A 23,390-nucleotide genomic window follows, 5' to 3' on the forward strand; every position below is an offset into this window, starting at 1 on the left:
CCCCAAAGCGCTGCAACAGAGTGATGTATGCGCTTACAGACAGCGCATACATCCATCAGAGCTCAAGGAGGAGCCCTCCATGAACCGCGCCGCCGCCACCGGGTCGCTGGCCCTCGCCCTCGCGTCAGCGCTCACCCTCACCGCCTGTGGCGGCTCGGGTGGCGCGGGCGTGGCCGCCGACGCCGAGCAGACCCTGACCGTCTGGGCCATGGGCACGGAGGGCGAGAAGCTCGGCGACGTGGCCGAGGAGTACGAGAAGACGCACTCCAACGTCACCGTCAAGGTCACACCGATCGGCTGGGACGTCGCCCACCAGAAGCTGGTCGCCGCGGCCGCCGCCGGGAAGCTGCCGGACGTGGTGCAGATGGGCGGGACCTACCTGGGCGAGTTCGCCGACATGGGGGTCCTGGAGCCGGTCGACACCAAGACCTTCAAGGAGGCGGACTTCTTCCCCGCCGCCTGGCAGCAGGGCTCGTACGACGGAACCGCCTACGGCGTGCCCTGGTACGTGGACACCCGCGTGCTGTTCTACCGCACCGACCTCGCCGAGAAGGCCGGCATCGACAAGGCCCCGGCCACGATGAACGAGCTGCGGAGCGCCGCGCAGGCGTACCAGGAGAAGGCCGGTACCAAGTGGGGCCTGTCGATCCAGCCCCGCGGCCTGGACACCGTGCAGAGCTTCTACCCGTTCCTGTACTCGGCCGGCGGTGCCGTCCTGGACGACGACGGCAAGCCGGTCGTCAACTCGCCCTCCGCCGTCAAGGCGCTGGAGAACTACGGCGGGTTCTTCCGGAAGAACCTCAGCGACACGTCCGTCCAGCCCGGCTACGACGTGACGAAGGACTTCAACACCGGCGCCGTGCCGATGTTCCTCGGCGGCCCCTGGATGACCGGTCTCCTCGACGAGAACTACCCCGACCTCAAGGGCAAGTGGGCCATCGCCCCGGTCCCGGCCGACAAGGCGTCCGTGTCCATGGCCGGCGGCTCCAGCCTCGCCGTGTCCGCAGACAGCGAGCACAAGGCCGCGGCGACCGAGTTCATCTCCTTCCTCGCCGACGCCAAGGGCCAGGCCGACTGGTTCGCGCGCACCAACGACCTCCCCGCCCACAAGGGCGCCTGGAAGTCCGGCGACCTCGCGAAGGACGCGGACCTCCAGATCTGGCGCCGGCAGATGGACACCGCCAAGACCCCGCCGTCCGAGCCCCGCCTGACCGAGATCACCTCCAAGGTCGACGCCGCGATCGAGTCCGTCACCCAGGGCAAGTCGGGCGCCAAGGCCGCCCTGGACAAGGCCCAGTCCCAGATCGAAGGCCTCGTGAAGTAAGAGAGCAGCCCCCGCCATGTCCCTCACGACAGGACCGGCCGCCCCCCACGCGGCCGTCGACAAGAGTCCCGGGCCCGGCCATACCCCCGCTCCGCGCGGGCGCCGGTCCCTGAGCAGGCACAACCTGACCGGGTGGCTGTTCTCCACGCCCTTCCTGGTGCTGTTCGGGCTGTTCATGCTCTTCCCGATCGTCGCGACGCTCCTGATGAGCTTCACCGACTTCGGGGCCCGCCACGTCACCCGCCCGCTGGACGCCGAGTTCGTCGGCCTGGACAACTACACCCGGCTCTTCCAGGACGACACGTTCCTCAAGGCCCTGTTCAACACGGCCTACTTCGTCGTCGTCGGCGTACCCGCCACCATCGTCCTCGGGCTGCTCGCGGCGATCCTGCTGAACAACGGCATCGACCGGGCCCGGACGTTCTTCCGGATCGGCTTCTACGCGCCCGTCGTCACGACGATCGTGGCCGTGGCCATCGTCTGGCGGTTCGTCCTCGACCCGTCCGACGGGCTGGTCGCCTCCCTCGCCACCGAACTCGGCGTGAACGCGCCGGATTTCCTCGGCTCCGAGACCTGGGCCATGCCGTCGCTCATCGCCATGGCGGTGTGGCGCAACCTCGGCACCGTGATGGTGCTGTGCATCGCCGGCCTGCAGGCGATCCCCACGGAGGTCCGCGAGGCGGCCCGGCTGGACGGGGCGGGCGCCTGGCAGGAACTGCGCCGCGTCACCGTCCCGCTGCTGCGGCCCACCCTGCTCTACGCCACCGTCATCACCTCCATCGGCTACCTCAATGTGTTCGAGGAACCGTTCGTGATGACGCAGGGCGGCCCGTCCGACTCGACGCTGACGGTGTCGCTCGACATGTACCGCGAGGGCTTCAACTTCTTCCACATGGGCTATGCCAGCGCCATGGCGTACGTCCTGTTCGTCGTGATCATGGGCATCACGTTGCTCCAGCTCCGTCTGCTGAAGGACAACACCCGATGACCGCCGAGACAGCCGTCAAGGCACCCCGCCCGCACCGCGCCGGACGCGCCCGCAAGCCACTGCTGTACGCCGTCGCCTCGCTGGGACTGCTGGTGATGGCCGCCCCGTTCCTGTGGATGGCGCTGTCCGCGTTCAAGACCCGGAAGGACCTCACGGCGAGCCCGCCCGTGTGGATCCCCAGCCACTGGACGCTGGACAACTTCACCGCCCTGCTCGACCAGCTCGACATGCCGCGGTACTTCCTGAACTCGCTGATCGTCGCCGTCCTGGTGACGGTGAGCAACCTGGTGTTCTGCTCGATGCTCGGCTACGCGCTGGCCAAGCTCGACTTCACCGGCCGCTCCAAGGTCTTCGGCCTGGTCCTGGCCGCCCTCATGGTCCCCGGCAACCTCATGATCCTGCCGCTGTACGTCCTGATGAACGGCATGGGCCTGATCGACAGCTACGCGGGCCTGGTGCTGCCGTTCGCGGCCGGCGCCTTCGGGGTGTTCCTGATGCGGCAGTTCATGCTCCAGGTCCCCGACGAACTGCTCGAGGCGGCCCGGCTCGACGGCGCGGGGGAGTGGTACATCTTCTGGCGGATCGTGATGCCGCTGGTCAAGCCCGCCCTCGCCACGCTGACGATCTTCACCTTCCTCGGGTCCTGGAACAACTTCATCTGGCCCCTGATCGCCACCAACGACCCCGACAAGTACACGCTGCCGGTGGCGCTGGCGACCTTCGCCAACGATCCCAACCGGACCGTCGCCGGCGGCAACGGCATGCTGATGGCCGGCTCCCTGCTCGTGGTCCTCCCGGTCCTGTTCGTCTTCGCCGTCCTGCAACGGCACTTCACTCAGGGCGTGGCCACGGCCGGCCTCAAGTAGGCCCAGCCCCGTCTCCCGGCCTCCCCGGACGTCGCCCCGCGCGCCACCGGGCCGGGCCGTCATGCCCGGACGACCCCGCACCCCCGACCCCCACCCACGGAAAGACAGTCACAGACGATGACGCACCGCACCACCCCCTTCCCCGACGGCTTCCTGTGGGGTGCCTCCACCGCCGGACACCAGATCGAGGGGAACAACGTCAACAGCGACTGGTGGCGCAAGGAGCACGACCCCGCCGCCGGCATCGAGGAGCCCAGCCTCGACGCCTGCGACAGCTACCACCGCTGGGACGAGGACATGGACCTCCTCGCCGAGCTGGGCTTCACCGACTACCGCTTCGGCGTCGAGTGGTCCCGTATCGAGCCGGTCCCCGGCACCTTCTCCCGGGCCGAGATCGCCCACTACCGCCGGATGGTCGAGGGCGCGATCGCCCGGGGCCTGCGCCCCATGGTGACCCTGCACCACTTCACCGTCCCGCAGTGGTTCGAGGACCGCGGCGGCTGGACCGCGGACGGCGCCGCCGACCTCTTCGCCCGCTACGTCGAGCACTGCGCGCCGATCATCGCCGACGGCGTGCCGTACGTCTGCACCATCAACGAACCCAACATGATCGCCGTGATGGCCGGCGCCAAGAAGGCCGGCGACCAGGGCTTCCCGCCCGCAGGGCTGCCCACGCCCGACGAGGAGACCACGCAGGCGATCATCGCCGCGCATCACGCGGCCGTGAAGACGCTGCGCGACCGGCACCCCGACGTCAAGGTCGGCTGGACCATCGCGAACCAGGTGTACCAGGCTCTCCCCGGCGCCGAGCAGGTCACCGCCGACTACCGTCACCCGCGCGAGGACGTCTTCATCGAGGCGGCCCGCGGCGACGACTGGATCGGCGTCCAGTCCTACACCCGCACCAAGATCGGCGCCGACGGCCCGATCCCCGCGCCCGAGGACGCCGAACGCACCCTCACACAGTGGGAGTACTACCCGACGGCCGTCGGCCACGCGCTGCGGCACACCGCCGCCGTGCTGGGCGACGACACGCCGCTGATCGTCACCGAGAACGGCATCGCCACCGCCGACGACAGCCGCCGGGTCGACTACTACACCGGCGCCCTCGACGCGGTCGCCGCCTGCCTCGACGACGGCATCGACGTCCGCGGCTACCTCGCCTGGAGCGCCCTCGACAACTACGAGTGGGGCTCCTACCGGCCCACCTTCGGGCTCATCGCCGTGGACCCCGTCACCTTCGCCCGCACGGCCAAGCCGTCGGCCGCCTGGCTGGGCGGCCTCGGCCGCGACCGCGTGCTGCCCCGCATCGACGACTGAACCGCCGTACGGCCGTGGGGCGCCCCCCCGTCCGCCCCACGGCCGCCCCCCCGAACAGGCGCGGGCCGGCCGGCCCCTGACACCGGCCGGCCCCCGCCTCAGCTCCGCACCCCCGGCACCGCACCGTCCGTCCCCTCACCCCAGGGAGCCAGACCGATGAACCGCCGCCGCTTCATCACCTCCGCCGCCGGCACCGCCGCGGCCCTCACCTGCGCCACCCCGCTCACCGCCCACGCCGCGCCCGCCGCCCCGGACGACCGTCTGCTGAAGCAGTGGTTCGCCGCGACCTACCGCTCGATGGAGGCCATGACGACCGAACTCGGCCTGGCCACCGACAAGATCGACGTCAGCGGCACCGGCACCCCCGTCCCCTCCGCGCAGACCTCGCCGACCAACATCGGCTGCGGACTGTGGACCACGGTCGCCGCCGCCGGACTCGGCCTCATCTCCGAGCCGACCATGCACCGCCGTCTGGACCGCGCCCTGAGCGCCGTCGAACGGCTCGAACGCGCCCACGGGTTCTGGTTCAACTGGTACGACGCCCACGACGGCTCCCTGCTGACCGCCTGGCCGGAGACCGGCGACCCGGTCCGGCCCTTCCTGTCCACCGTCGACAACGCGTGGCTGGTCACCGGACTGCGCATCGCCGCCCACGCCGACCCCGCCCTGCGCACCCGCGTCGGCGCGCTCCTCGCCGACGCGGACTGGTCGTACTTCTACACCCCGTACGACGCGGCGGACCCCGTCGCCGGACCGGGCCAGCTGCGCGGCGGCTACTGGCCGGACAAGCCCGGCAGGGGCGAGCCCACCGGCCACCACTACGGGGCGCTCAACACCGAGCCCCGCATGGCCAGTTACCTCGGCATCGCGGACGGCTCGCTGCCGCCCGACCACTACTGGCACCTCTTCCGCACCCTGCTACCCGGAGCCGGCCAGGAGCAGGAGCCGAGCGGTGCCTACACCGACATCGACGGCGTGCGGGTGTGGGAGGGGCACTACACCTACCGGCGCCTCGACGTCGTCCCCACCTGGGGCGGCTCGATGTTCGAGGCGCTGATGGTCCCCCTCTTCGTGCCCGAGTCCGCGTGGTCGCCGCGCTCCTGGGGCCTGACCCACCAGCGGTACGTCCGCGCCCAGATCGAGCACGGCCTGGCCGAACAGGGCTACGGCTACTGGGGTTTCTCCCCGGCCTCCGTCCCCGAGGGCGGCTACCGCGAGTACGGCGTCGACGCGATCGGCATGCAGGAGGACGGCTACCACTCGCTCGGCGTCGTCACCCCGCACGCCGCCTTCCTCGCCCTCGAACAGGCGCCCACCCAGGCGGTCGCCAACCTCAAGGGCCTGGACCGGGCCTTCGGCGCCTATGACGACCGCTACGGCTTCCGGGACTCGGTCGACGTCACCACCGGACGCGTCAGCGACTTCGTCCTCGCGCTCGACCAGGGCATGGTCATCGCCGCGCTGGCCCAGCGGCTGCGCCCCGGCCTGCTCCAGGCCCCGTTCCGCACCGGCGGGTTCGCGAGCCGGGTGCGGCCCCTGCTGCGCAAGGAGCGGTTCTCGATCTGAGCGGTCGCGCCGCTTCCGTATGATCGCCCCCAGCACCTGATCGGAAGGAACGGCTCGTGGGCGACCCTGCTGGAGCGACCGGCCCGGAGGAGGAGCCGCTCGCGCGGCTCCTCTGCGACGTCACGGCCCTCACCGACGCGCCCGCGTCGGCCGGGGTCCTGTGGAAGCTCACCGAGCCGGGGCGGCAACTGGACGCCAACGTCGTCCATCTGCCGCCGGGCGGACGGGTCGACACCCACGTCGAACCCGACCTGGACGTCCTGCTCCTCGTCGTCACCGGCGACGGAACCGTCACCGGCCCGGACGGCGACACACCCCTGACCGCCGGCGCCCTGCTGTGGCTGCCCCGCGGCAGCCGCCGCGCCCTGGCCGCGGGGGAGCGGGGCCTGTCGTACGTCACGGTCCACCGCCGCCGGCCCGGCATGACGATCCGCTCCCGCGCGACCTGATCCGGTGGTCCCCGGCGCAGGTCAGGCCGTGGGGTCCAGGAGGATCTTGCGGACCCCGTCCGCGCGGCCGGCGAACAGGGCGTAGGCCGCCGGGCCCTCCGAGAGGGGGAAGCGGTGGGAGACCACGGCCTCGGGGGTGAGGCGGCCGCTTCGGGCGAGGGCGATCAGGGGCGGCAGCTCGTAGTGGATCGAGCAGAGCCCGATGTGGAACTCGAGCTCCTTGATCTGCGCGAGCCCCATGTGGAACGGGAACGCCTTGCTGTGGCTGACCCCGATCACACTGACCCGGCCCGCCGGCCGTACCGCCTTGAGGGCCAGTTCGATGGTGGCGTCCGAGCCCACGGCCTCCACCACGACGTCCGGTCCCCGGCCGCCGGTCAGCTCCCGGACGGCGGCCTTCGGGTCGTCGCCCTCCACCGGCTCGACGCCGGAGGAGGCGGCGAACGCGCGGCGTTCGGGCACGAGGTCCGCGCCGAGCACCCGTGCCGCGCCCATCGCGAAGGCGGACTGCGCGGCCATCAGCCCGACCGGGCCCAGACCCACGACCAGGACGCTCTCGCCCGGCTGGACACGGGCCCGGCGGCACCCGTACCAGGCGGTCGGGGCGTTGTCGGTGAGGACGACGGCCGCCTCGTCGGAGATGCCCTCGGGCAGGCGCACCAGGTTGATGTCGGCGTGCGGGACCCGCAGGAACTGGGCCTGGCTGCCCGGGAGTCGCGGGCTCACGCCGTAGCAGAGCTCCATGCTCGACTTCGCGGTCTCGCAGCGGGCCGTGAACCCGGCGGCGCACGTACGGCACCGGGTGCAGCCGGCCGAGGCGGGCACCAGCACCCGGTCGCCCGGCCGGAAGCCGGTGACCTCGCCCCCGGTGTCGGCGACCACGCCGACGCACTCGTGTCCGGGGGTGTAGCCGAGGTCGGGGCTGAACGGCTGCCCGGAGTAGATGTGCAGGTCGCTGCCGCAGATCCCGGCCGTGGTCACCTCGACGACCGCGTCGGTGGGATGGGTGACGGCCGGGTCCGGGACATCGCCGTAGCGGATGTCGTGCCGACCGTGGAAGCTCAGCGCCTTCATCGCGTTCCCCTTCCCGCCCGGCCGCTCAGTCCGCGATCTTCAGGACGAGCTTGCCGCGGTTCTCACCGCGGAACAGGCGCATCAGGGTGTCGGGGAAGGCCGCCACACCGCCGGTGGCCACGTCCTCCAGCGACGTGAGCCGCCCCTCGGCCCGCCACCGCGCCAGCCGCGCGACGCCCTCGCCGTACCGGTCGGCGTAGTCGAAGACCACCATCCCCGTCATGGTGGCCCGGTTCACCAGCAGCGAGAGGTAGTTGGCCGGGCCCTTCGGCTCGGTGCTGTTGTACTGGGAGACGGCCCCGCACACGATGACCCGGGCGCCGCGCGCCAGCCGGGGCAGGACGGCGTCCAGGACGTCGCCGCCGACATTGTCGAAGTAGACGTCGACGCCGTCCGGCGCGTGGGTGCGCAGCGCCTTGCGGATGTCCTCACCGCGGTAGTCGATCGCGGCGTCGAACCCGAACTCGTCCACGACCAGCCGGCACTTCTCCTCGCCGCCCGCGATGCCGACGACCCGGCAGCCGAGCGCCTTGGCGACCTGACCGGCGACGCTGCCGACCGCGCCCGCCGCACCGGAGACGACCACCGTCTGCCCCGGCTCGGGGCGCCCGATGTCCACCAGGCCGAAGTAGGCGGTCAGCCCCGACATGCCGAGGGCGCCGAGGTACGTCGGCAGCGGCGCCGCCTCCGGGTCGACCGCCGTCACCCCGCGCCCGTCCGACACGCAGAACTCCTGGACGCCGAACGACCCCGACACGTGGTCGCCCACCGCGAACCCGGGGTGGCGGGAGGCGATCACGCGGCCGATCGCGCCCGCGCGCATGACCTCGCCGATCTCCACCGGGCGGATGTAGGACCGGCCCGCGTTCATCCAGCCGCGCATCGCCGGGTCGATCGACAGATACAGCACCTGGACCAGGAACTCCCCGTCGCCGGGCTCGCCGACCGGCTCCCGCGTGTGCTCCCAGTCGGTGGGCCGGGGCTCGCCCACGGGTCGCGCGGCCAGACGTACCTGGTGATTGGTTGCGGATATGAGCGGCGGCTCCCTGGAGGGTCGGCGAAGCGGTCCACCGGGGGACGGCGGCCCGCTCGCCGGGACCTACCGTCCAGTCGGTATGGCCGGTGAGCGTACGGGCGCCCGGGGCCCGGAGCAAGGGGCCCGCCCGGCGGGAAACGGGCCGCCGGCCTCTCCGCCCTTGGTGAATGGCCATTCACCGGATAAGGTGAATAGCCATTCACCTGCCGCCTCACCAGGCGCTCCCCGCTGGAGTGACGTGCCGATGGACCAGCCCGCCGCGATAACCGAGCCGCTCCACGGGAGCGGCCTCAAGAACCGGCTCACCGTGCCGGTGCTCGCCTACGGCGGCATCCTCATGGCCCTCATGCAGACGGTCGTCGTCCCGCTGCTGCCCGATCTGCCCGCGCTGACCGGCGCCTCGCCCGGCGCGGTCTCCTGGATGGTCACGGCCACCCTGCTGTCCGGCGCGGTCCTCACCCCCGTGCTCGGCCGGGCCGGCGACATGTACGGCAAGCGGCGGGTCCTCATGGCGGCCCTCACCCTGATGACGCTCGGCTCGGTGCTGTGCGCCCTGTCCTCCGACATCGCCGTCCTGATCGCCGCCCGCACCCTGTCCGGCGCGGCCGCCGCGGTCGTCCCGCTCTCCATCAGCATCCTGCGCGACGAACTGCCGCCCGAGCGCCGCGGGTCGGCCGTCGCGCTCATGAGCTCCACCGTGGGCATCGGCGCCGCGCTCGGCCTGCCGCTGGCCGCGCTGATCGTGCAGTACGCGAACTGGCACACCATGTTCTGGGTGACCAGTGCCCTGGGCGCCGCCGGGGTGACGCTGGTGCGGTGGGCGGTGCGGGAGTCGCCGGTCCGGCAGCCGGGCCGCTTCGATGTCGCGGGCGCGCTGGGCCTCGCCGTCGGCCTGGTGTGCCTGCTCCTCGGCGTCTCGCAGGGCGGGCAGTGGGGCTGGGGGAGCGCACGGGTCGTCGGCCTGTTCGCCGGGGCCGTCGTCGTGCTCGGCCTGTGGTGCGCGCAGCAACTGCGCTGCCGGGAACCCCTCGTGGACCTGCGGCTGGTGGCCCGGCCGAAGGTCGGCCTTTCGCATGTGGCGGCCCTGCTCGCCGGGTTCGCGTTCTACGCCAACACCCTCGTGACGGCTCAGCTGGTGCAGGCTCCCGAGGCCACCGGGTACGGACTGGGGCTGTCCATCGTCGCCACCGGCCTGTGCCTGCTGCCCGGCGGCATCGTCATGCTGCTGCTGTCACCCGTCTCCGCCCGGATCTCCGCCGCGCGCGGCCCCCGGGTCACGCTCGCGCTCGGCGCGCTGGTCATCGCGGCCGGGTACGTCGTCCGCCTCGCCGACAGCCGCGACCTGTGGATGATCATCACCGGGGCCACCGTGGTCGCCGTCGGCACCACCCTCGTGTACTCGGCGCTGCCCACGCTCATCCTGCGGGCCGTCCCCGCCGAGCAGACGGCCTCCGCCAACGGCGTCAACGTCCTGATGCGCACGGTCGGCCAGGCGGGTTCGAGCGCCGCCGTGGCCGCGATCCTCGTGCACCACACTCGTCCCGTCGCCGGCGTGCCGGTGCCGACCCTGCACGGGTACCAGCTGGCGTTCGTCATGGCGGGCGTCGTCGCCGTGGTGGCCGCCGTCGCCGCCTGGTGCATCCCCGCCGACCCGGCCGGCGGCGGGGACGGTGTCCGGCCCGCGGCCGAGGGCGGCACCCGGGGCGCGCGGGACGAGGCGCTGGAGGGAGCATGAGTGCCGTGAGCACTCCACCCGTCACGCCCACACCGGCCCGCAGGGACGCCGCCTCGACCAAGGCGGCCATCCTCCGGGCCGCCCGGTACCTGCTGGCCCGGCACGCGCACGCCGACATCACCCTCAAGGCCGTCGCCGACCGCGCCGGCGTCAGCCCGCCGCTGATCCTCAAGTACTTCGGCAACAAGGACACCCTGTTCGCCCAGGTCATGTCCTTCGAGGCCGACGCCGAGGCCCTGCTGGCCGCGCCGCTGGAACGCCTCGGCGCCCATATGGTCCGGCATGTGCTGGTCAGCCAGACCGAGCAGGGCGCCGACCCCCTCCTGCGGATCGTCTTCGCGCCGCTGCACGGCGAGCAGGGCGACATCCTGCGCGCCAACTTCCGCCGCCAGGTGACCGAACGCATCACCGCGCGCCTCGACGGCCCCGACGCCGGTCTGCGCGCCGAACTGACCGTCGCCACGCTCCTCGGCCTCGGCGTGATGTACGGCATCGCGCGCGGCACCCAAGTGCGCGCGACCGCCGTCGACGAGCTGGTCGACCGGTACGCACCGGCCGTGCAGGCCCACCTCACGCCCTGAAAGCGACTGCGGCCCGCACCACAGCATCACGCAAAAAGTTGCGCGTCTTTGCGTTCACTTGCGCCGACGGTGCGTAAGTGAACGGCATGCGGCTGCGTGCTCGCAGGGAAGGGCGAGGTACGCCAACGGCCCCCGCCGATGGGCGGATTGAGGGCCGCCGTCCACCGGTCTCCGGCGCCCCCGCGCCTCTGGAGCCCTCCGCTGAGCGGTTCTGGTGAAATTTGTGCTGTCGGGACTGTAGACCAGCTCACACACCTCTGCAATATTTCGATGAATCAATGCAAAATCCTGCCCCCATCGGGCCGGTCCTCCCCGAACGAGCCGCCCTCGCCGCCCCCGGCGTGCGAGCCTCCCCAGGAAGTGACCCCGCATGACTCGACACAAGCCGAGATCCCCGCAACGGCGCACGGCCCTCGCCCTGCTCGCGTGTGCCGTCGCGGTACTGGGCCTGCCCGCCGTGGGCGCCCACGCGGCCGGCGGTCCTGACGCCGCCGCGACCGCCCCGGCCACGGCGGGCAGCGCCTTGCGCGCCCACACGGCGGCCGCCGTCACCGACGGCGACACCGACACCTACTGGCAGGCCGCGAAGAAGTCCGCCCAGTGGGTCCAGACCGACCTCGGACGCGGCAAGCGCGTCCGGCAGGTCGTACTGCGCCTGCCCGAGCACTGGGAGACCCGCAGGCAGACGCTCGCCCTCCAGGGCAGCGCCGACGGGAAGACGTTCGCCACGCTCAAGCCGTCGGCGCCGTACGTCTTCAGCCCCGCCGACGGCAACACCGTACGGATCACCGTCCCGGCCACCCTCGCCCGGTACGTCCGGGCGGACTTCAGCGCCAACTCCGTCGCCGGCACCGCCCAGCTCGCCGAGATGCAGGTCCTGACCACCGCGGCCGCCACCCCCAACCTCGCCCAGGGCAAGACGTTCACCGAGAGCGGGCACGCGGACGTCTACGGTGCCGCGAACGCCGGTGACGGCAACCGGGCCACCTACTGGGAGAGCAGGAACAACGCCTTCCCGCAGTGGCTCCAGGTCGACCTCGGCTCGTCCGTCAAGGTCAACGAGGTGAAACTGCGCCTGCCCGCCGGCTGGCCGAGCCGCAGCCAGGCCCTCAAGCTCCAGGGCTCCACCGACAACCAGAACTTCACCGACCTGACCGCATCCAAGGCGTACACCTTCGACAGCGGCAACGACCAGTCGGCCACGCTCTCCTTCGACGCGACGACGACCCGGTACGTCCGCGTCCTCATCACCGCCAACACCGGCTGGCCGGCGGGGCAGGTGTCCGAGCTGGAGGTGTACGGGCCCGCCACCGGCGACACCCAGGCGCCCACCGCGCCCGCGAACCTGGCCTACACCGAACCCGCCACCGGCCAGATACGGCTCACCTGGAACGCCGCGAGCGACGACACCGCCGTCACCGGCTACGACGTGTACGCCGACGGGCAGTTGAGGGCGAGCGTCGCCGGGAACGTCCTGACCTACACCGACACCCAGCCCGCCGGCGCCGACGTCACCTACTTCGTCCGCGCCAGGGACGCCGCCGGCAACGTCTCAGCGAACAGCAACAGCGTCACCCGCAAGGGTTCCGGTGGCGACACCCAGCCGCCCACCGCGCCCGCGAACCTCGCCTACACGCAGTCCGGCGCCGACGTGAAGCTGACCTGGCAGGCGTCCAGCGACAACGTCAAGGTCACCGGCTACGACGTCTACGGCAACGGACAGCTCCTCAAGGCCGTCGCGGGAGACGTGACGACCTACACCGACACCCCGTCCGCCGGGGCGACCGTCACCTACCACGTGAAGGCGAAGGACGCGGCGGGCAACGTCTCGGCCGCCAGCAACAGCGTCACCCGTCCCGGCACCACGGCCGGCTCCGACCTCGCCCAGGGCAAGCCCGTCGAGGCGTCCTCGTCCGTCTTCACCTATGTCGCCGCCAACGCCAACGACGGGCAGATCAGCACCTACTGGGAGAGCGGCAGCGGCGCCTACCCGGCCACCCTCACCACGAAGCTCGGCGCCAACGCCGACCTCGACCGGGTCGTCGTCAAGCTCAACCCGGACCCCGCCTGGTCCACCCGCACCCAGAACATCCAGGTGCTCGGCCGCGACCAGGACGCGACCACCTTCGAGACCCTGGCCGCCGCCAAGGAGTACCGGTTCGACCCGGCGACCGGGAACAGCGTGACCATCCCGGTCACCGGCTCCGCGGCCGACATCCGGCTCCGGTTCACCGCCAACTCCGGGGCGCCGGGCGCCCAGGTCGCCGAACTCCAGGTCATCGGCACCCCGGCCGCCAACCCCGACCTCAAGGTCACCGGCATCACCCACACCCCCGCCGCGCCCGTCGAGTCGGACACCATCGGCCTCACCGCGACCGTCACCAACAGCGGCGCCAAGGCGTCCAAGGCCACCGACCTCGACTTCACCCTCGGCGGCACCAAGGCGGCCACGGCAGACGTCCCGGCCCTCGCGGCCGGCGAGTCCAAGACCGTCACCGCGGGCATCGGCACCCGTGACGCGGGCAGTTACCCCGTCGGCGCCGAAGTGGACCCGTCACAGAAGGTCATCGAGCAGAACGAGGCGAACAACACCTACACCCGTCCCGACGCCCTCGTCGTCAAGCCCGTCGCCAGCTCCGACCTGCTCGCCGCGCCCGTCGCCTGGACACCCACCAGCGCCTCGGCCGGCGACGACGTCACGTTCACCGTCGCCCTGAAGAACCAGGGATCGGTGGCCTCCGCGTCCGGCGCCCACGGCATCACCCTGACCGTCCAGAACGCCCAGGGCGCCACCGTCAAGACGCTCACCGGCTCCTACAACGGGGCCATCGCGGCCGGACAGACCACCGCACCCGTCGGTCTCGGCACCTGGAAGGCCGCCAACGGCAAGTACACCGTGAAGACGGTGATCGCCGACGACGCCAACGAGTTGCCCGTCAAGCGCGCCAACAACACCACCACGCACCCGCTGTTCGTCGGCCGGGGCGCCGACATGCCGTACGACATGTACGAGGCCGAGGACGGCACCGTCGGCGGCGGAGCCAAGGTCGTCGGACCCAACCGCACCATCGGTGACATCGCGGGCGAGGCCAGCGGCCGCAAGGCCGTCACCCTCACCGGCACCGGGCAGTACGTCGAGTGGACCACCCGCGCCGCCACCAACACCCTCGTGACCCGCTTCTCGATCCCGGACGGCACGAACACCACCTTGAACATCTACGTCGACGGGCAGTTCCTCAAGCCCATCGACCTCACCTCCAAGTACGCCTGGCTGTACGGCAACGAGACCGCGCCCGGCAACTCGCCCGGCTCCGGCGCCCCGCGCCACATCTACGACGAGGCGAACGTCCAGCTCGGGAAGACCGTGCCGGCCGGCTCCCGCATCCGGCTCCAGAAGGACGCCGCCAACTCCTCCACGTACGCCATCGACTTCGTCAACACCGAACAGGCGACGGCGAAGCCCAACCCCGACCCGGCCTCCTACACGGAACCGGCCGGCTTCTCCCACCAGGACGTGCAGAACGCCCTCGACAAGGTGCGCATGGACACCACCGGCAAGCTCGTCGGCGTCTACCTGCCCGCCGGTGACTACGAGACGTCCAGCAAGTTCCAGGTGTACGGGAAGGCCGTGCAGGTCGTCGGCGCCGGGCCGTGGTTCACCCGCTTCCACGCCCCCTCCTCGCAGGAGAACACCGACGTCGGCTTCCGGGCCGAGGCGAGCGCGAAGGGCTCCACGTTCGCCGGGTTCGCCTACTTCGGCAACTACACGTCCCGGATCGACGGGCCGGGCAAGGTGTTCGACTTCTCCAACGTCTCCGACATCACCATCGACGACATCTGGGTCGAGCACATGGTGTGCCTGTACTGGGGCGCCAACACCGACCGCATGACCATCAAGAACTCCCGTATCCGCGACCTGTTCGCCGACGGCGTCAACATGACGAACGGCTCGACGGACAACCACGTCGTCAACAACGACGCCCGCGCCACCGGAGACGACAGCTTCGCCCTCTTCTCGGCCATCGACGCGGGCGGCGCCGACGAGAAGAACAACCTCTACGAGAACCTGACCTCCACCCTGACGTGGCGGGCGGCCGGCATCGCCGTCTACGGCGGCTACGACAACACCTTCCGCAACATCCGCGTCGCCGACACCCTCGTCTACTCCGGCATCACGATCTCCTCGCTGGACTTCGGCTATCCGATGAACGGCTTCGGGACCGAGCCCACCACGATCGAGAACGTCTCCCTGGAACGCACCGGCGGCCACTTCTGGGGCTCGCAGGTCTTCCCCGCCATCTGGGCGTTCTCCGCCTCGAAGGTCTTCCAGGGGATCCGGGTCAACGACGTCGACATCAGCGACTCCACCTACGGAGGCGTGATGTTCCAGACCAACTACGCCAACGGGCAAGCGCAGTTCCCCGTGAAGGACACCGTCTTCACCGACATCTCCATCACCGACTCCAAGAAGAGCGGCGACGCGTTCGACGCCAAGTCAGGCTTCGGCATCTGGGCCAACGAGATGCCGGAACCCGGCCAGGGCCCGGCCGTCGGCGAAGCCGTCTTCCGCAATCTGCGGATGAACGGCAACGCGCAGGACATCCGCAACACGACCAGCACCTTCAGGATCATCGTCGAGTGACCCGGTGACACTGTCCCACCCAGCGGGGCCGCCCTCACCGGGGCGGCCCCGCCCGGTCGTGAGAGATCAGCCCTACGCGAGTACGGGCTCGATCATCGACCGGAGCCCCCGCTCCCCGAGCGCGGCCAGCGAGCGGGCGGCGATCCTGCCGTCCCGGTCCAGCACGAGCGTCGACGGGATCGTCTGCGGGCTCAGCGTGCCCTTGCCGAAACGGAGCAACAGCTTGCTGCTCGGATCGTGCAGACTCGGATACGTCACGCCGAACTCCTCCTCGAAGGCCCGGGCGTGACCGGCGCGCGGATCGCCGACGTTGATGCCGACGAACCGCACACCTCGCGCCTTGAGATCCTCGTGGACCTTCTCGAAGCGCACGGCCTCCTCACGGCAGGGCGTGCACCACGACCCCCACACGTTCAGCACGACGACGTCGCCCCGGTACGAGCTGACGGAGAGCCGTTCGCCGTGCAGGGTCCGGCCGGACAGGTCCGGCGCGAGGTCCCTGTCCTCCTTCGCCACGGTCGCGATGCCGTCCTCGCCCAGGGTGAAGCCGCCGCCCGCGTCCCCGCCCGAACACCCCGCGACCAGCAGGGCGGCGGCCAGGAGGAGTATCCGGATTCTCACAGTCCCGCCACCTTGCCGCTCGTGGAGATCTCGTACACGAGGGTGATCGTACGGTGTCCGCCCGGGGGCAGGGGCAGGTCCCAGCGCGCTATGCCGTCCGCGTCGACCGCGTCCGGCTGTGGGGCGCACGCCTCCTTGCGCAGGCGTACGTCGACCGCGGACACCTCGGAGACCGGGATCCGCTCCCGTACGGCGACGACCTGCTCGCCCCGGTCGCCGGGTGCCGAGAAGCGGGACACGTGCAGGCGGACCGTCCGGGTGATCAGCGTGCGCTGCGTCAGGGTCGCCGTGTCACGGGACTCCTCGGTGTGCCGGATCACCCGGTAGTCGTCGTGGCTGCCGAAGGCGAGCTCGACCGGGGCGCCCGGCGCGGTGAACTCCAGCGTGCCGCGCCCGGTGAAACCGCTGCCGCGGACCAGGTCGACGGGTCCGGCCAGCAGCGCGTGCCCCGACGTGTTGTCGAACCGGACCACCTGGGTGACCAGCGGCGACAGCTCCGGCGACGAGGCGAACTGGCTGCGCGCGGCCGTCGTCACCGTGCTGATCGGCACCCGGTGGGCCCGCCCGTCCGGGGGGACGGACACGGGCGTGGGGGAGTCCAGCACCCGCGTCCGCCCGCCGTCGTCCACGCCGGGCAGGCCGACGACCGCCGACAGGCCGAGCTCCGCGATCTCCTCCTCGCGCAGCTCCACCTCGACCGTGCGGCGCTCCTGCGGCGTACGGTCCGTGAGCGTGAGCCGGTCCTCGGTGAGGCGCGGCGGGTCGGTGGTGAGCGCCGAGCGGGCCGTGGACAGGGTGAGGCGGACGTCCGACCAGTCCTCGCCGGTGCGCTGCCACACCATCGCGTCGGTCTCCAGCGTCACCGAGTCGCCGTCGAGGACCGCCCGGTAGGCGGGGCGCCACAGCGCGCACGACGTCAGATGCGTCAGCCGCAGGCGGAGGCGACCGGCGGCCTCGGACCGCAGGGTCAGCTCGACATGGCCGACGAGTTCCGCGGGCTGCTCCTCGGCGAGGGCCAGGGCCTGCCGCGCCTGCGCCAGTTCACCGGCGAGCACCGCCGACCGGGCCTGGGCGGCGCGCAGTTCCTCGGCGCACGTGTCGCGTTCGCCGTCCGCCCGGTCCAGTTCACGGGTCCAGCGGTCCTCGTCGGTCTCGCCGCCGCCCGCGCCCTCGGCGATGTCCCGCAGCAGGTCGGCGGCGAGCCGGCCGAGGAGGTCGAGCCGGGTGCGCAGCCGGTCGCAGGTGTGCCCCAGGGCGCGTTGCTCCTCCTCCAGGGCGCGGACGCGGCCGCGCAGCGCCGAGTCGTCCGGGGAGGGCAGCGGCCCGCGGGGCGTCCAGGTCCGCACGATCCGTACGTCGAGGACGTCCGCGTCGTGCTCGCCCGTCACCTCGGCGTGGAGGGTGCGGTCGACGGCGAGCGCGCTGACCGGGCCGAGGCGCAGCCGCTGGACGCCGGCGCCGACGTCGAGGCCGGCGGTGCGCTCGATGTGGGCGCGGTCCTCCAGGCAGGTGACGGCGGTGACGGGCAGCGGGATCGGCCGGGTGTCCGTGGTCATGGTGTCAGCTCCTCCGGTTGCCGCCGGCCAGCGCCTTCGCGGCCGGGACGCGGATGTCGTAGCCGCCGTCGAGGGCGGTGCCGCCCCCGGCGGGCAGGTCCACGCGCCACACGCGGGTGCCGGGCGCGTACCGGTCGGGGCCGTCCTGCCCGGGTGCCGTCCAGTCGGCCTGTTCGTCGATGCGCACGTCCGGTTCGGAGGTGACCGGGACCTGCTCGTGGACCTCGACGGTGACGGGGTGGCCGAGCCGGTTGGCCAGCTCGACGTGGACGCGGTGGGCGAGCACCGTCGTGTTGTTGCGCAGTCCAGCCGTCGACTCGTGCAGCTGGGTGCGGCGGGTGACCCGGACGCCCTCGGCCGGCCCCAGCCCCATCCGGCGGACGCCGCCCGGGGCGAGGGTGGGCAGCGCGGCGGTGGTCAGGAAGTCGTCGCCGCTCATGACCTCCACCGGTCCGGCCGGCAGGGCCTGGTCGGTCGCGTTGGACAGGACGACCGTGGCGTACACCGTCTGCTCCACGGACGGCACGCACACGTACTCCGTGCGCAGCCCCACCGGGATCTCAGCCACGGTGACGGTGTGCCAGACACCGTCGGAGGGGATGTCGGCGCGGGCGACCGCGTCGTAGCGGTGGTCGAAGGAGCCCGCCGACGTCCGGGGCCGCACGGCGTGCCCGGGCAGCGGCAGGGAGGCCACCGCCTCGGCCCGGCGCCGCGACTCCTCGGCCTTCGGGTCGTACGACGGCCCGGGGAACAGCCGGCCGCGGCGGTCACCGGGCTCGTCGGCACCGGACAGCACGAGCGCGGCGTAGTCGAGCTCCGCCTCACGCGGCTGAGGCGGTGCGGTGACCGCGGGGGGTGGCGGGGGCGTCGGGGCGGCGCGCCGCGACCGCACGGCCGGTGCCGCGCCGCGCGGGGCGGCGTCGAAGGCGGCCGGGGCACCCCCGAAGGCGGCCTGCAGCATGCCGTACGCCTGCGGCGCCGCCGGGGGCGGGGGCGGCGGTGCGGCCTGGAAGGGAGCGGCCCCGGGGGCGGCGGGCCCGCCCGGCGCGGGAGGCGCGACGGGGGCCGCGCCGACACCCGGAGGCATCGGCGGCGGCGGAGGCACGGGGTCCGGAGCGGCCCGTACGGGGACGGGGCGCGGCCCCGCCGCGTCGTACCCGGAGAAGAGGTCGGCGAGCCCCGCCGGGGGTTCCCGCCAGCCGGACGGCGCGGGAGCCGGCTGCCGCCGCCCCAGCCGCAGGGAGCGGAGTTTCGGCAGGTCGGTGCGGCGGCGCAGATCCGCGGTGGCCAGCGCGAGCCGGACGCCCGTCCAGTCCTCGCCCGTGCGCTGCGCGACCGAGGCCCGCAGCACGAGCGTGCCGCCGTCCTCGCCCCGGCGGTGCGTGAGCCGGTACGCCGGGACCCAGACGGCACCCGGCACGCCGTACTCCAGCTCGACGTCCACCGGTCCGGCGCCGGCGTCCACGCCGTCGAGCGTCACGACGGCGACGACGCTCGTCGCGATGTCGTCGGACGGCGTGTCGGTGGAGGCCCGCGCCCACCGGTCCGTGGCCACGGCGAGGTCGTGCTCGGCCCGGCGCACCTCCTCCTCCAGCTCGGTCAGCCGGAGCTGCTGCGCCCGCAGCCGCTCGTCGACGAACGCGGCGAGCCGCAGCCAGGCGTCGGCGGGCGTGGCACGCGGCGGGTCCCCGGGCTCACGGCCCGGCGGCACCGGGCGGAGCGCAGCCGTCTCCCCGATCAGGTTCGCCTGCCGGTCACGCCGCGCCTGGGCCGCCGCGAGCACGTCACGCAGCCGCTCCACCTCCCGACGGAGTGAACCGCTGTCCTCGGTGGCGGCGGGTTCGGCGTCCACCTCGACCCGCACCTCGGTGACCCGCACACCGTCCGCGCCGACCGCCCTGGCGCGCAGGGAGCCCGGGTCCAGCGACCGCGGCAGTCCCGTCACCCGCACCCGGCCGTCCGCCGGGACGGTGCCCCGGGCGACGCGTGTGCACAGCGCGCCCTGCGCGTACACCACCACCGCGTCGAGCGTCGACGCCCATCCCTGTGTCTGTGCGACCTCGGACTTCATCCCACCCCGCCCCCGTCGTGGTCCTGCCGACGGCAGCCTACGCGCCCGCCGTGCGCGGCTCGACGGTGATTCCGTGAGATGACAGGTGCGTACGGGGCGGACGGGGGTACACGGCGCGCATGGCAGCCCAGAGCGAGTCCCGTGACACCCCGTCGATAGCCCGGCAGTTGCGCCGCGTGCGCACCCTGTATGCCGGAGGCGTCCTGCTGTGGGCGTCGTCGAGCACCGTGACGGCGTGGTCGTCACCCGGCAGCCGGTCCATGTGGACGTCCGTGCTGCTGCTCGTGGTCTTCACCGGCCTGCTGGGGCTGTCCAGTTGGTGGCTGCGCCGCCTCGGCACCGGGCGGGCGGCGGCCGGCGAGAAGCGGCCCGCCGTCGCCGTACGGGCGTCCGTCCCGGCCCGGCACGCACGCGTCTGAGCCCGGCCGCGCGCGTCGGGGCGGCCAGGCACAAGGAGTTCACCTTGATGCCTGACCGCCACGGGGAGGCTGTGGTGCGGGGTCGGGTCGAGCGGTGGGTCAGTTACAGAAGTTGAGCAGGACGAGCAGGCCGTTGCCGCACTGCTGGTCCTCTCCGCCGCCCGCGGGGGCGGCCTGTACGGCGGCGTGCGTGGCGGGCGCCGCCATGGCGGGGGCGGCGGTCGCCAGGCCGGCGGCGCAGGCGATGCCGACGGCGGTGGTCACGGCGAGCGTGCGGGGCATGCGGGAGATGGCCTTCTTCAGGCGAGGTGTGGTGTTCATGAACTCACCATGCACAGCGAGACGATCTTCTGCGCGCCGGGAGCATCCGAGCGGGTGAGCGAGTATGTCCGGCGGTGCTCCGAGCCCGTCAACCGCGTTGCCGCGCAGGGAGTTTGAGCGCCCGTCGACGGCGCGGTCCTTCCGGGTGACGAGTATGCGCGCCGCCCCGTGCGGGACGCGTGACCGAACCGTCACAGCGGGTCGAGCGGGCCCCGGGCCGTCGCCCGCACGTCATGACATGACATAGATCACGTCACTATGTGGCTCGATCCAGGAATGCGGGCCGGTCCATGATTGCTCCCGTGTTGATGGGCCTGCCCTGTGTGGGGCGGTGCGCTGGGCAATGGTGCTCGACGCGGCCGGTCGAGAAATCCCCGTGACCTCGGCCTTTCGGCTCCTCCTCCGTCCCGGACCACCGTCTTCGAAAGGTTCCCCCGCACCATGCCTCTGGCTCTGCTGGCCCTGGCTGTCGTCGCCTTCGGCATCGGCACCACCGAGTTCGCCACCATGGGGCTGCTGCCCCAGATCGCCGACGGGATCGGGGTGTCCGTGCCCCAGGCGGGCAACGTCGTCTCCGCCTACGCGCTCGGCGTCGTGGTCGGCGCTCCGCTGCTGACCGGCATCGGTGCCCGCGTCCCCCACAAGCGGCTGCTGCTCTGGCTGACCGGCCTCTTCGTGGTCGGGAACGTCGCCTCCGCGTTCGCCCCGGACTTCGGTCTGCTCTTCGCCGCCCGCTTCCTGGCGGGCCTCCCGCACGGCGCGCTGTTCGGCGTCGGCGCGGTCGTCGCCTCCCGGCTGGTCGCCCCGGACCGGGCCGCGCGGGCCGTGTCCAAGATGTTCCTCGGCCTGACGGTCGCCAACATCGTCGGTGTCCCCGCCGGCACCGCGCTCGGCCAGCAGCTCGGGTGGCGGGCCGCCTACGGGGCCGTGGCCGTCATCGGGGTCGTGGCGCTGGTCGCGCTGGCCCTGTTCGTCCCGCACCAGCCGCGCGGCCGGCAGTCCGGCATCCGCCACGAGCTGCGGGCCATGGGCAACCGGCAGGTCGCCATCGGCCTGGCCACCGCGGTGATCGGCTTCGGCGGTTTCTTCGCCGTCTACAGCTACCTCGTGCCGATGCTGACGAACCTGACCGGCTTCTCCGACTCCTCGACCACCCTGGTCCTCGCCCTGTACGGCGTCGGCATGACGCTCGGCACCCTGCTCGCGGGCCCGCTCACCGACCGCGCCCTGCGGCCCACCCTGTACGGCGGGCTGGCCCTGCTCGCCGCCGGACTGGTGGTGTTCTACTTCGCCGTCCACAGCACGGTCGGCGCGCTGATCACGATCACGTTCATCGGCGCGATGGGCTCGCTCATCACGACGCCCGTCCAGATGCTGCTGATGGCGAAGGCCAAGAACGCCCCGACCATGGCGGCCGCGTCCAACCACTCCGCCTTCAACCTGGCCAACGCCGGTGGCGCCTGGCTGGGCGGCCTCGCCATCTCGGCGGGCTGGGGCTGGGCCTCGCCGAGTCTGGTGGGCGCCGCCCTGGCCGTCGCCGGTCTCGGCCTGGCGGTCGCGGGCGGCGTCATGGACCGCCGCGACGGGGGCTCGGCGGGCTCCGACGTGATCACGTCGTCCACGGCCGACGCCCGCCCCGAGGCCGCGCCCACCCCCCAGTCCTGACGGAACTCGGGGACGGTCCTGACGGAATCGGGGACCTGGATGAACCGGCTCCGAAATCGATCCGGTCGACAGGTGTGAGGGGGATACGCGGGGGCACTCGATCGGCGGGTGGAGCAGGGACGCACTACGGGGCGGCACAGCAGCGATGACTGGCCGCCCCGTCGTGTGCCCGGAGCACGACCGGCCCCGGGACGGACGCGTCAGGCCTTGCGCCCCACACCGCCGAACATCGCCACGTCCTCCGGCAGCCCGGCCAGGCTCTCGTCCGGCCGCCACCGGTTGCACGAGACGACCCCCGGCTCCAGCAGCTCCAGACCGTCGAAGAAGCGGGCGACGCCCTCCGGGGTGCGCTGCGTCAGCTTCGGGGTGCCGTGCTCGTTCCAGAAGGCCACGGCGGCGTCGACGTCCGGCATGTCCGGGTGCGTGACCGTGTGCGACAGCACGAGGTGACTGCCGGAGGGCAGCCGGTCCATCAGCCGGCGCACGATACCGGCCGCCTCCTCGTCGTCCTCGATGAAGATGACGACGCCCAGCAGCATCAGCGCCACCGGCCGGTCGAGGTCGAGCGTCCGCTCCGCCTGCTCCAGGATCGCGTCGACGTTGCGCAGGTCCTCGTCCAGATAGGCGGTGTACCCCTCGGAGGTGCTGGTCAGCAGCGCCTCCGCGTGCGCCAGCACGATCGGGTCGTTGTCGACGTACACGATGCGGGACTCCGGCGCGATGCGCTGGGCCACCTCGTGCGTGTTGTCGGCCGTCGGCAGACCGGTGCCGATGTCCAGGAACTGGCGTATGCCGCACTCGCCGGCGAGGTACTTCACGGCGCGCCCGAGGAACTTGCGGTCGGCCAGCGCGTAGTCGCCGATGCCCGGGTGCAGTCCGCGGATCTGGTCACCGGCCGCCTGGTCGACCTCGTAGTTGTCCTTGCCGCCCAGCCAGTAGTTCCAGATCCGGGCCGTGTGCGGCTGGTCCGTCTTGATGCGCTTGCGCGCCTCCCTCGACGCAGCGGAAATCTCGGTCACGCGAAGTCCCTCCCAGACATGGCCCGTTCAACCGGCAAGGAGCAACCTACCGGGCCGAGTCGGGGGACGTGACCGCATCGGCGAGCGGACCGTGCCGGGATCCGCGGGGGGCCTTGGTAGGGTGCGCCGGCCGGGCG

At 72.4% G+C, this 23,390-nt stretch carries 18 protein-coding genes; 11 read left to right on the forward strand and 7 right to left on the reverse strand.

Going from position 1 to position 23,390, the window contains the following annotated elements:
• Nucleotides 1-79: 79 nt before the first annotated feature.
• The 6 genes from F8R89_RS34440 to F8R89_RS34465 all read left to right on the forward strand — a co-directional run bounded on the left by F8R89_RS34440 (nucleotide 80) and on the right by F8R89_RS34465 (nucleotide 6,513).
• Nucleotides 80-1,324 carry a sugar ABC transporter substrate-binding protein gene (locus tag F8R89_RS34440; protein ID WP_151787683.1) on the forward strand — a complete coding sequence of 415 codons (1,245 nt, stop codon included), beginning with the start codon at nucleotides 80-82 and terminating at the stop codon, nucleotides 1,322-1,324.
• 16 nt (nucleotides 1,325-1,340) lie between these two features.
• Nucleotides 1,341-2,312 carry a carbohydrate ABC transporter permease gene (locus F8R89_RS34445; protein ID WP_151787684.1) on the forward strand — a complete coding sequence of 324 codons (972 nt, stop codon included), beginning with the start codon at nucleotides 1,341-1,343 and terminating at the stop codon, nucleotides 2,310-2,312.
• Complete coding sequence (locus F8R89_RS34450; protein ID WP_151787685.1) at nucleotides 2,309-3,178, forward strand: carbohydrate ABC transporter permease; 870 nt, start codon at nucleotides 2,309-2,311, stop codon at nucleotides 3,176-3,178. The genes F8R89_RS34445 and F8R89_RS34450 overlap by 4 nt, the downstream gene beginning before the upstream one ends.
• Nucleotides 3,179-3,295: 117 nt before the next feature.
• The gene (locus F8R89_RS34455) at nucleotides 3,296-4,498 is read left to right on the forward strand and encodes a glycoside hydrolase family 1 protein (RefSeq protein ID WP_151787686.1); all 1,203 of its coding nucleotides are present in this window, start codon (nucleotides 3,296-3,298) and stop codon (nucleotides 4,496-4,498) included.
• Between the two features lie 156 nt (nucleotides 4,499-4,654).
• Nucleotides 4,655-6,064: a glucoamylase family protein gene (locus F8R89_RS34460; protein ID WP_151787687.1), complete on the forward strand. Its 1,410-nt coding sequence runs from the start codon at nucleotides 4,655-4,657 to the stop codon at nucleotides 6,062-6,064.
• Nucleotides 6,065-6,120: 56 nt separating this feature from the next.
• On the forward strand, nucleotides 6,121-6,513 hold the full coding sequence (locus F8R89_RS34465; protein WP_151787688.1) for a cupin domain-containing protein: 393 nt from the start codon (nucleotides 6,121-6,123) through the stop codon (nucleotides 6,511-6,513).
• A gap of 21 nt (nucleotides 6,514-6,534) precedes the next feature.
• On the opposite strand, the gene F8R89_RS34470 is transcribed toward F8R89_RS34465, so the two are convergent.
• On the reverse strand, nucleotides 6,535-7,587 hold the full coding sequence (locus F8R89_RS34470) for a zinc-binding dehydrogenase (protein ID WP_151787689.1): 1,053 nt from the start codon (nucleotides 7,585-7,587) through the stop codon (nucleotides 6,535-6,537).
• A gap of 25 nt (nucleotides 7,588-7,612) precedes the next feature.
• Entirely contained in the window at nucleotides 7,613-8,620 is a 1,008-nt protein-coding gene (locus F8R89_RS34475) for an NADP-dependent oxidoreductase (protein WP_151787690.1), read from the reverse strand.
• Nucleotides 8,621-8,867: 247 nt separating this feature from the next.
• On the opposite strand from F8R89_RS34475, the gene F8R89_RS34480 reads away from it, so the two are divergent.
• From F8R89_RS34480 to F8R89_RS34490, 3 genes are all read left to right on the forward strand, one after another.
• The gene (locus F8R89_RS34480; protein WP_151787691.1) at nucleotides 8,868-10,358 is read left to right on the forward strand and encodes an MFS transporter; all 1,491 of its coding nucleotides are present in this window, start codon (nucleotides 8,868-8,870) and stop codon (nucleotides 10,356-10,358) included.
• Nucleotides 10,355-10,939, forward strand: coding sequence for a TetR family transcriptional regulator (locus tag F8R89_RS34485; protein WP_151787692.1), 585 nt, complete (start codon nucleotides 10,355-10,357; stop codon nucleotides 10,937-10,939). The genes F8R89_RS34480 and F8R89_RS34485 overlap by 4 nt, the downstream gene beginning before the upstream one ends.
• A gap of 370 nt (nucleotides 10,940-11,309) precedes the next feature.
• Complete coding sequence (locus tag F8R89_RS34490; RefSeq protein WP_151787693.1) at nucleotides 11,310-15,581, forward strand: discoidin domain-containing protein; 4,272 nt, start codon at nucleotides 11,310-11,312, stop codon at nucleotides 15,579-15,581.
• A 72-nt stretch (nucleotides 15,582-15,653) separates the two neighbouring features.
• Here F8R89_RS34490 and F8R89_RS34495 read toward each other — a convergent pair whose 3' ends face one another.
• The 3 genes from F8R89_RS34495 to F8R89_RS34505 are packed head-to-tail and all read right to left on the reverse strand — an operon-like array spanning nucleotide 15,654 to nucleotide 19,829.
• Nucleotides 15,654-16,202 (reverse strand): TlpA family protein disulfide reductase, encoded by a 549-nt coding sequence (locus F8R89_RS34495; RefSeq protein WP_151787694.1) that lies wholly within the window; start codon nucleotides 16,200-16,202, stop codon nucleotides 15,654-15,656.
• Nucleotides 16,199-17,758 (reverse strand): mucoidy inhibitor MuiA family protein, encoded by a 1,560-nt coding sequence (locus tag F8R89_RS34500; protein WP_151787695.1) that lies wholly within the window; start codon nucleotides 17,756-17,758, stop codon nucleotides 16,199-16,201. The genes F8R89_RS34495 and F8R89_RS34500 overlap by 4 nt, the downstream gene beginning before the upstream one ends.
• Nucleotides 17,759-17,762: 4 nt before the next feature.
• Complete coding sequence (locus F8R89_RS34505) at nucleotides 17,763-19,829, reverse strand: DUF4139 domain-containing protein (protein ID WP_151787696.1); 2,067 nt, start codon at nucleotides 19,827-19,829, stop codon at nucleotides 17,763-17,765.
• A 119-nt stretch (nucleotides 19,830-19,948) separates the two neighbouring features.
• On the opposite strand from F8R89_RS34505, the gene F8R89_RS34510 reads away from it, so the two are divergent.
• Nucleotides 19,949-20,248 (forward strand): hypothetical protein, encoded by a 300-nt coding sequence (locus F8R89_RS34510; protein ID WP_151787697.1) that lies wholly within the window; start codon nucleotides 19,949-19,951, stop codon nucleotides 20,246-20,248.
• A 99-nt stretch (nucleotides 20,249-20,347) separates the two neighbouring features.
• Here F8R89_RS34510 and F8R89_RS34515 read toward each other — a convergent pair whose 3' ends face one another.
• A complete protein-coding gene (locus tag F8R89_RS34515) occupies nucleotides 20,348-20,569 on the reverse strand; it encodes a hypothetical protein (RefSeq protein WP_151787698.1) in 222 nt (73 codons plus the stop codon).
• A 441-nt stretch (nucleotides 20,570-21,010) separates the two neighbouring features.
• On the opposite strand from F8R89_RS34515, the gene F8R89_RS34520 reads away from it, so the two are divergent.
• The gene (locus F8R89_RS34520) at nucleotides 21,011-22,234 is read left to right on the forward strand and encodes an MFS transporter (RefSeq protein WP_151787699.1); all 1,224 of its coding nucleotides are present in this window, start codon (nucleotides 21,011-21,013) and stop codon (nucleotides 22,232-22,234) included.
• A 200-nt stretch (nucleotides 22,235-22,434) separates the two neighbouring features.
• Here F8R89_RS34520 and F8R89_RS34525 read toward each other — a convergent pair whose 3' ends face one another.
• Nucleotides 22,435-23,253 carry an SAM-dependent methyltransferase gene (locus F8R89_RS34525; RefSeq protein ID WP_151787700.1) on the reverse strand — a complete coding sequence of 273 codons (819 nt, stop codon included), beginning with the start codon at nucleotides 23,251-23,253 and terminating at the stop codon, nucleotides 22,435-22,437.
• Nucleotides 23,254-23,390 lie beyond the last annotated feature (137 nt).

It is taken from the genome of Streptomyces sp. SS1-1 (assembly GCF_008973465.1).
In the GTDB taxonomy this organism is placed as follows: domain Bacteria; phylum Actinomycetota; class Actinomycetes; order Streptomycetales; family Streptomycetaceae; genus Streptomyces.

Excerpts from the sequence above, each read along its gene's own strand:
- F8R89_RS34455 (WP_151787686.1), top strand. The coding sequence starts at position 3,296 with ATGACGCACCGCACCACCCCCTTCCCCGACGGCTTCCTGTGGGGTGCC.
- F8R89_RS34490 (WP_151787693.1), top strand. The coding sequence starts at position 11,310 with ATGACTCGACACAAGCCGAGATCCCCGCAACGGCGCACGGCCCTCGCC.
- F8R89_RS34480 (WP_151787691.1), top strand. The coding sequence starts at position 8,868 with ATGGACCAGCCCGCCGCGATAACCGAGCCGCTCCACGGGAGCGGCCTC.
- F8R89_RS34510 (WP_151787697.1), top strand. The coding sequence starts at position 19,949 with ATGGCAGCCCAGAGCGAGTCCCGTGACACCCCGTCGATAGCCCGGCAG.
- F8R89_RS34505 (WP_151787696.1), bottom strand. The coding sequence starts at position 19,829 with ATGAAGTCCGAGGTCGCACAGACACAGGGATGGGCGTCGACGCTCGAC.
- F8R89_RS34520 (WP_151787699.1), top strand. The coding sequence starts at position 21,011 with ATGCCTCTGGCTCTGCTGGCCCTGGCTGTCGTCGCCTTCGGCATCGGC.
- F8R89_RS34440 (WP_151787683.1), top strand. The coding sequence starts at position 80 with ATGAACCGCGCCGCCGCCACCGGGTCGCTGGCCCTCGCCCTCGCGTCA.
- F8R89_RS34460 (WP_151787687.1), top strand. The coding sequence starts at position 4,655 with ATGAACCGCCGCCGCTTCATCACCTCCGCCGCCGGCACCGCCGCGGCC.
- F8R89_RS34445 (WP_151787684.1), top strand. The coding sequence starts at position 1,341 with ATGTCCCTCACGACAGGACCGGCCGCCCCCCACGCGGCCGTCGACAAG.
- F8R89_RS34485 (WP_151787692.1), top strand. The coding sequence starts at position 10,355 with ATGAGTGCCGTGAGCACTCCACCCGTCACGCCCACACCGGCCCGCAGG.
- F8R89_RS34515 (WP_151787698.1), bottom strand. The coding sequence starts at position 20,569 with ATGAACACCACACCTCGCCTGAAGAAGGCCATCTCCCGCATGCCCCGC.
- F8R89_RS34470 (WP_151787689.1), bottom strand. The coding sequence starts at position 7,587 with ATGAAGGCGCTGAGCTTCCACGGTCGGCACGACATCCGCTACGGCGAT.
- F8R89_RS34450 (WP_151787685.1), top strand. The coding sequence starts at position 2,309 with ATGACCGCCGAGACAGCCGTCAAGGCACCCCGCCCGCACCGCGCCGGA.
- F8R89_RS34500 (WP_151787695.1), bottom strand. The coding sequence starts at position 17,758 with ATGACCACGGACACCCGGCCGATCCCGCTGCCCGTCACCGCCGTCACC.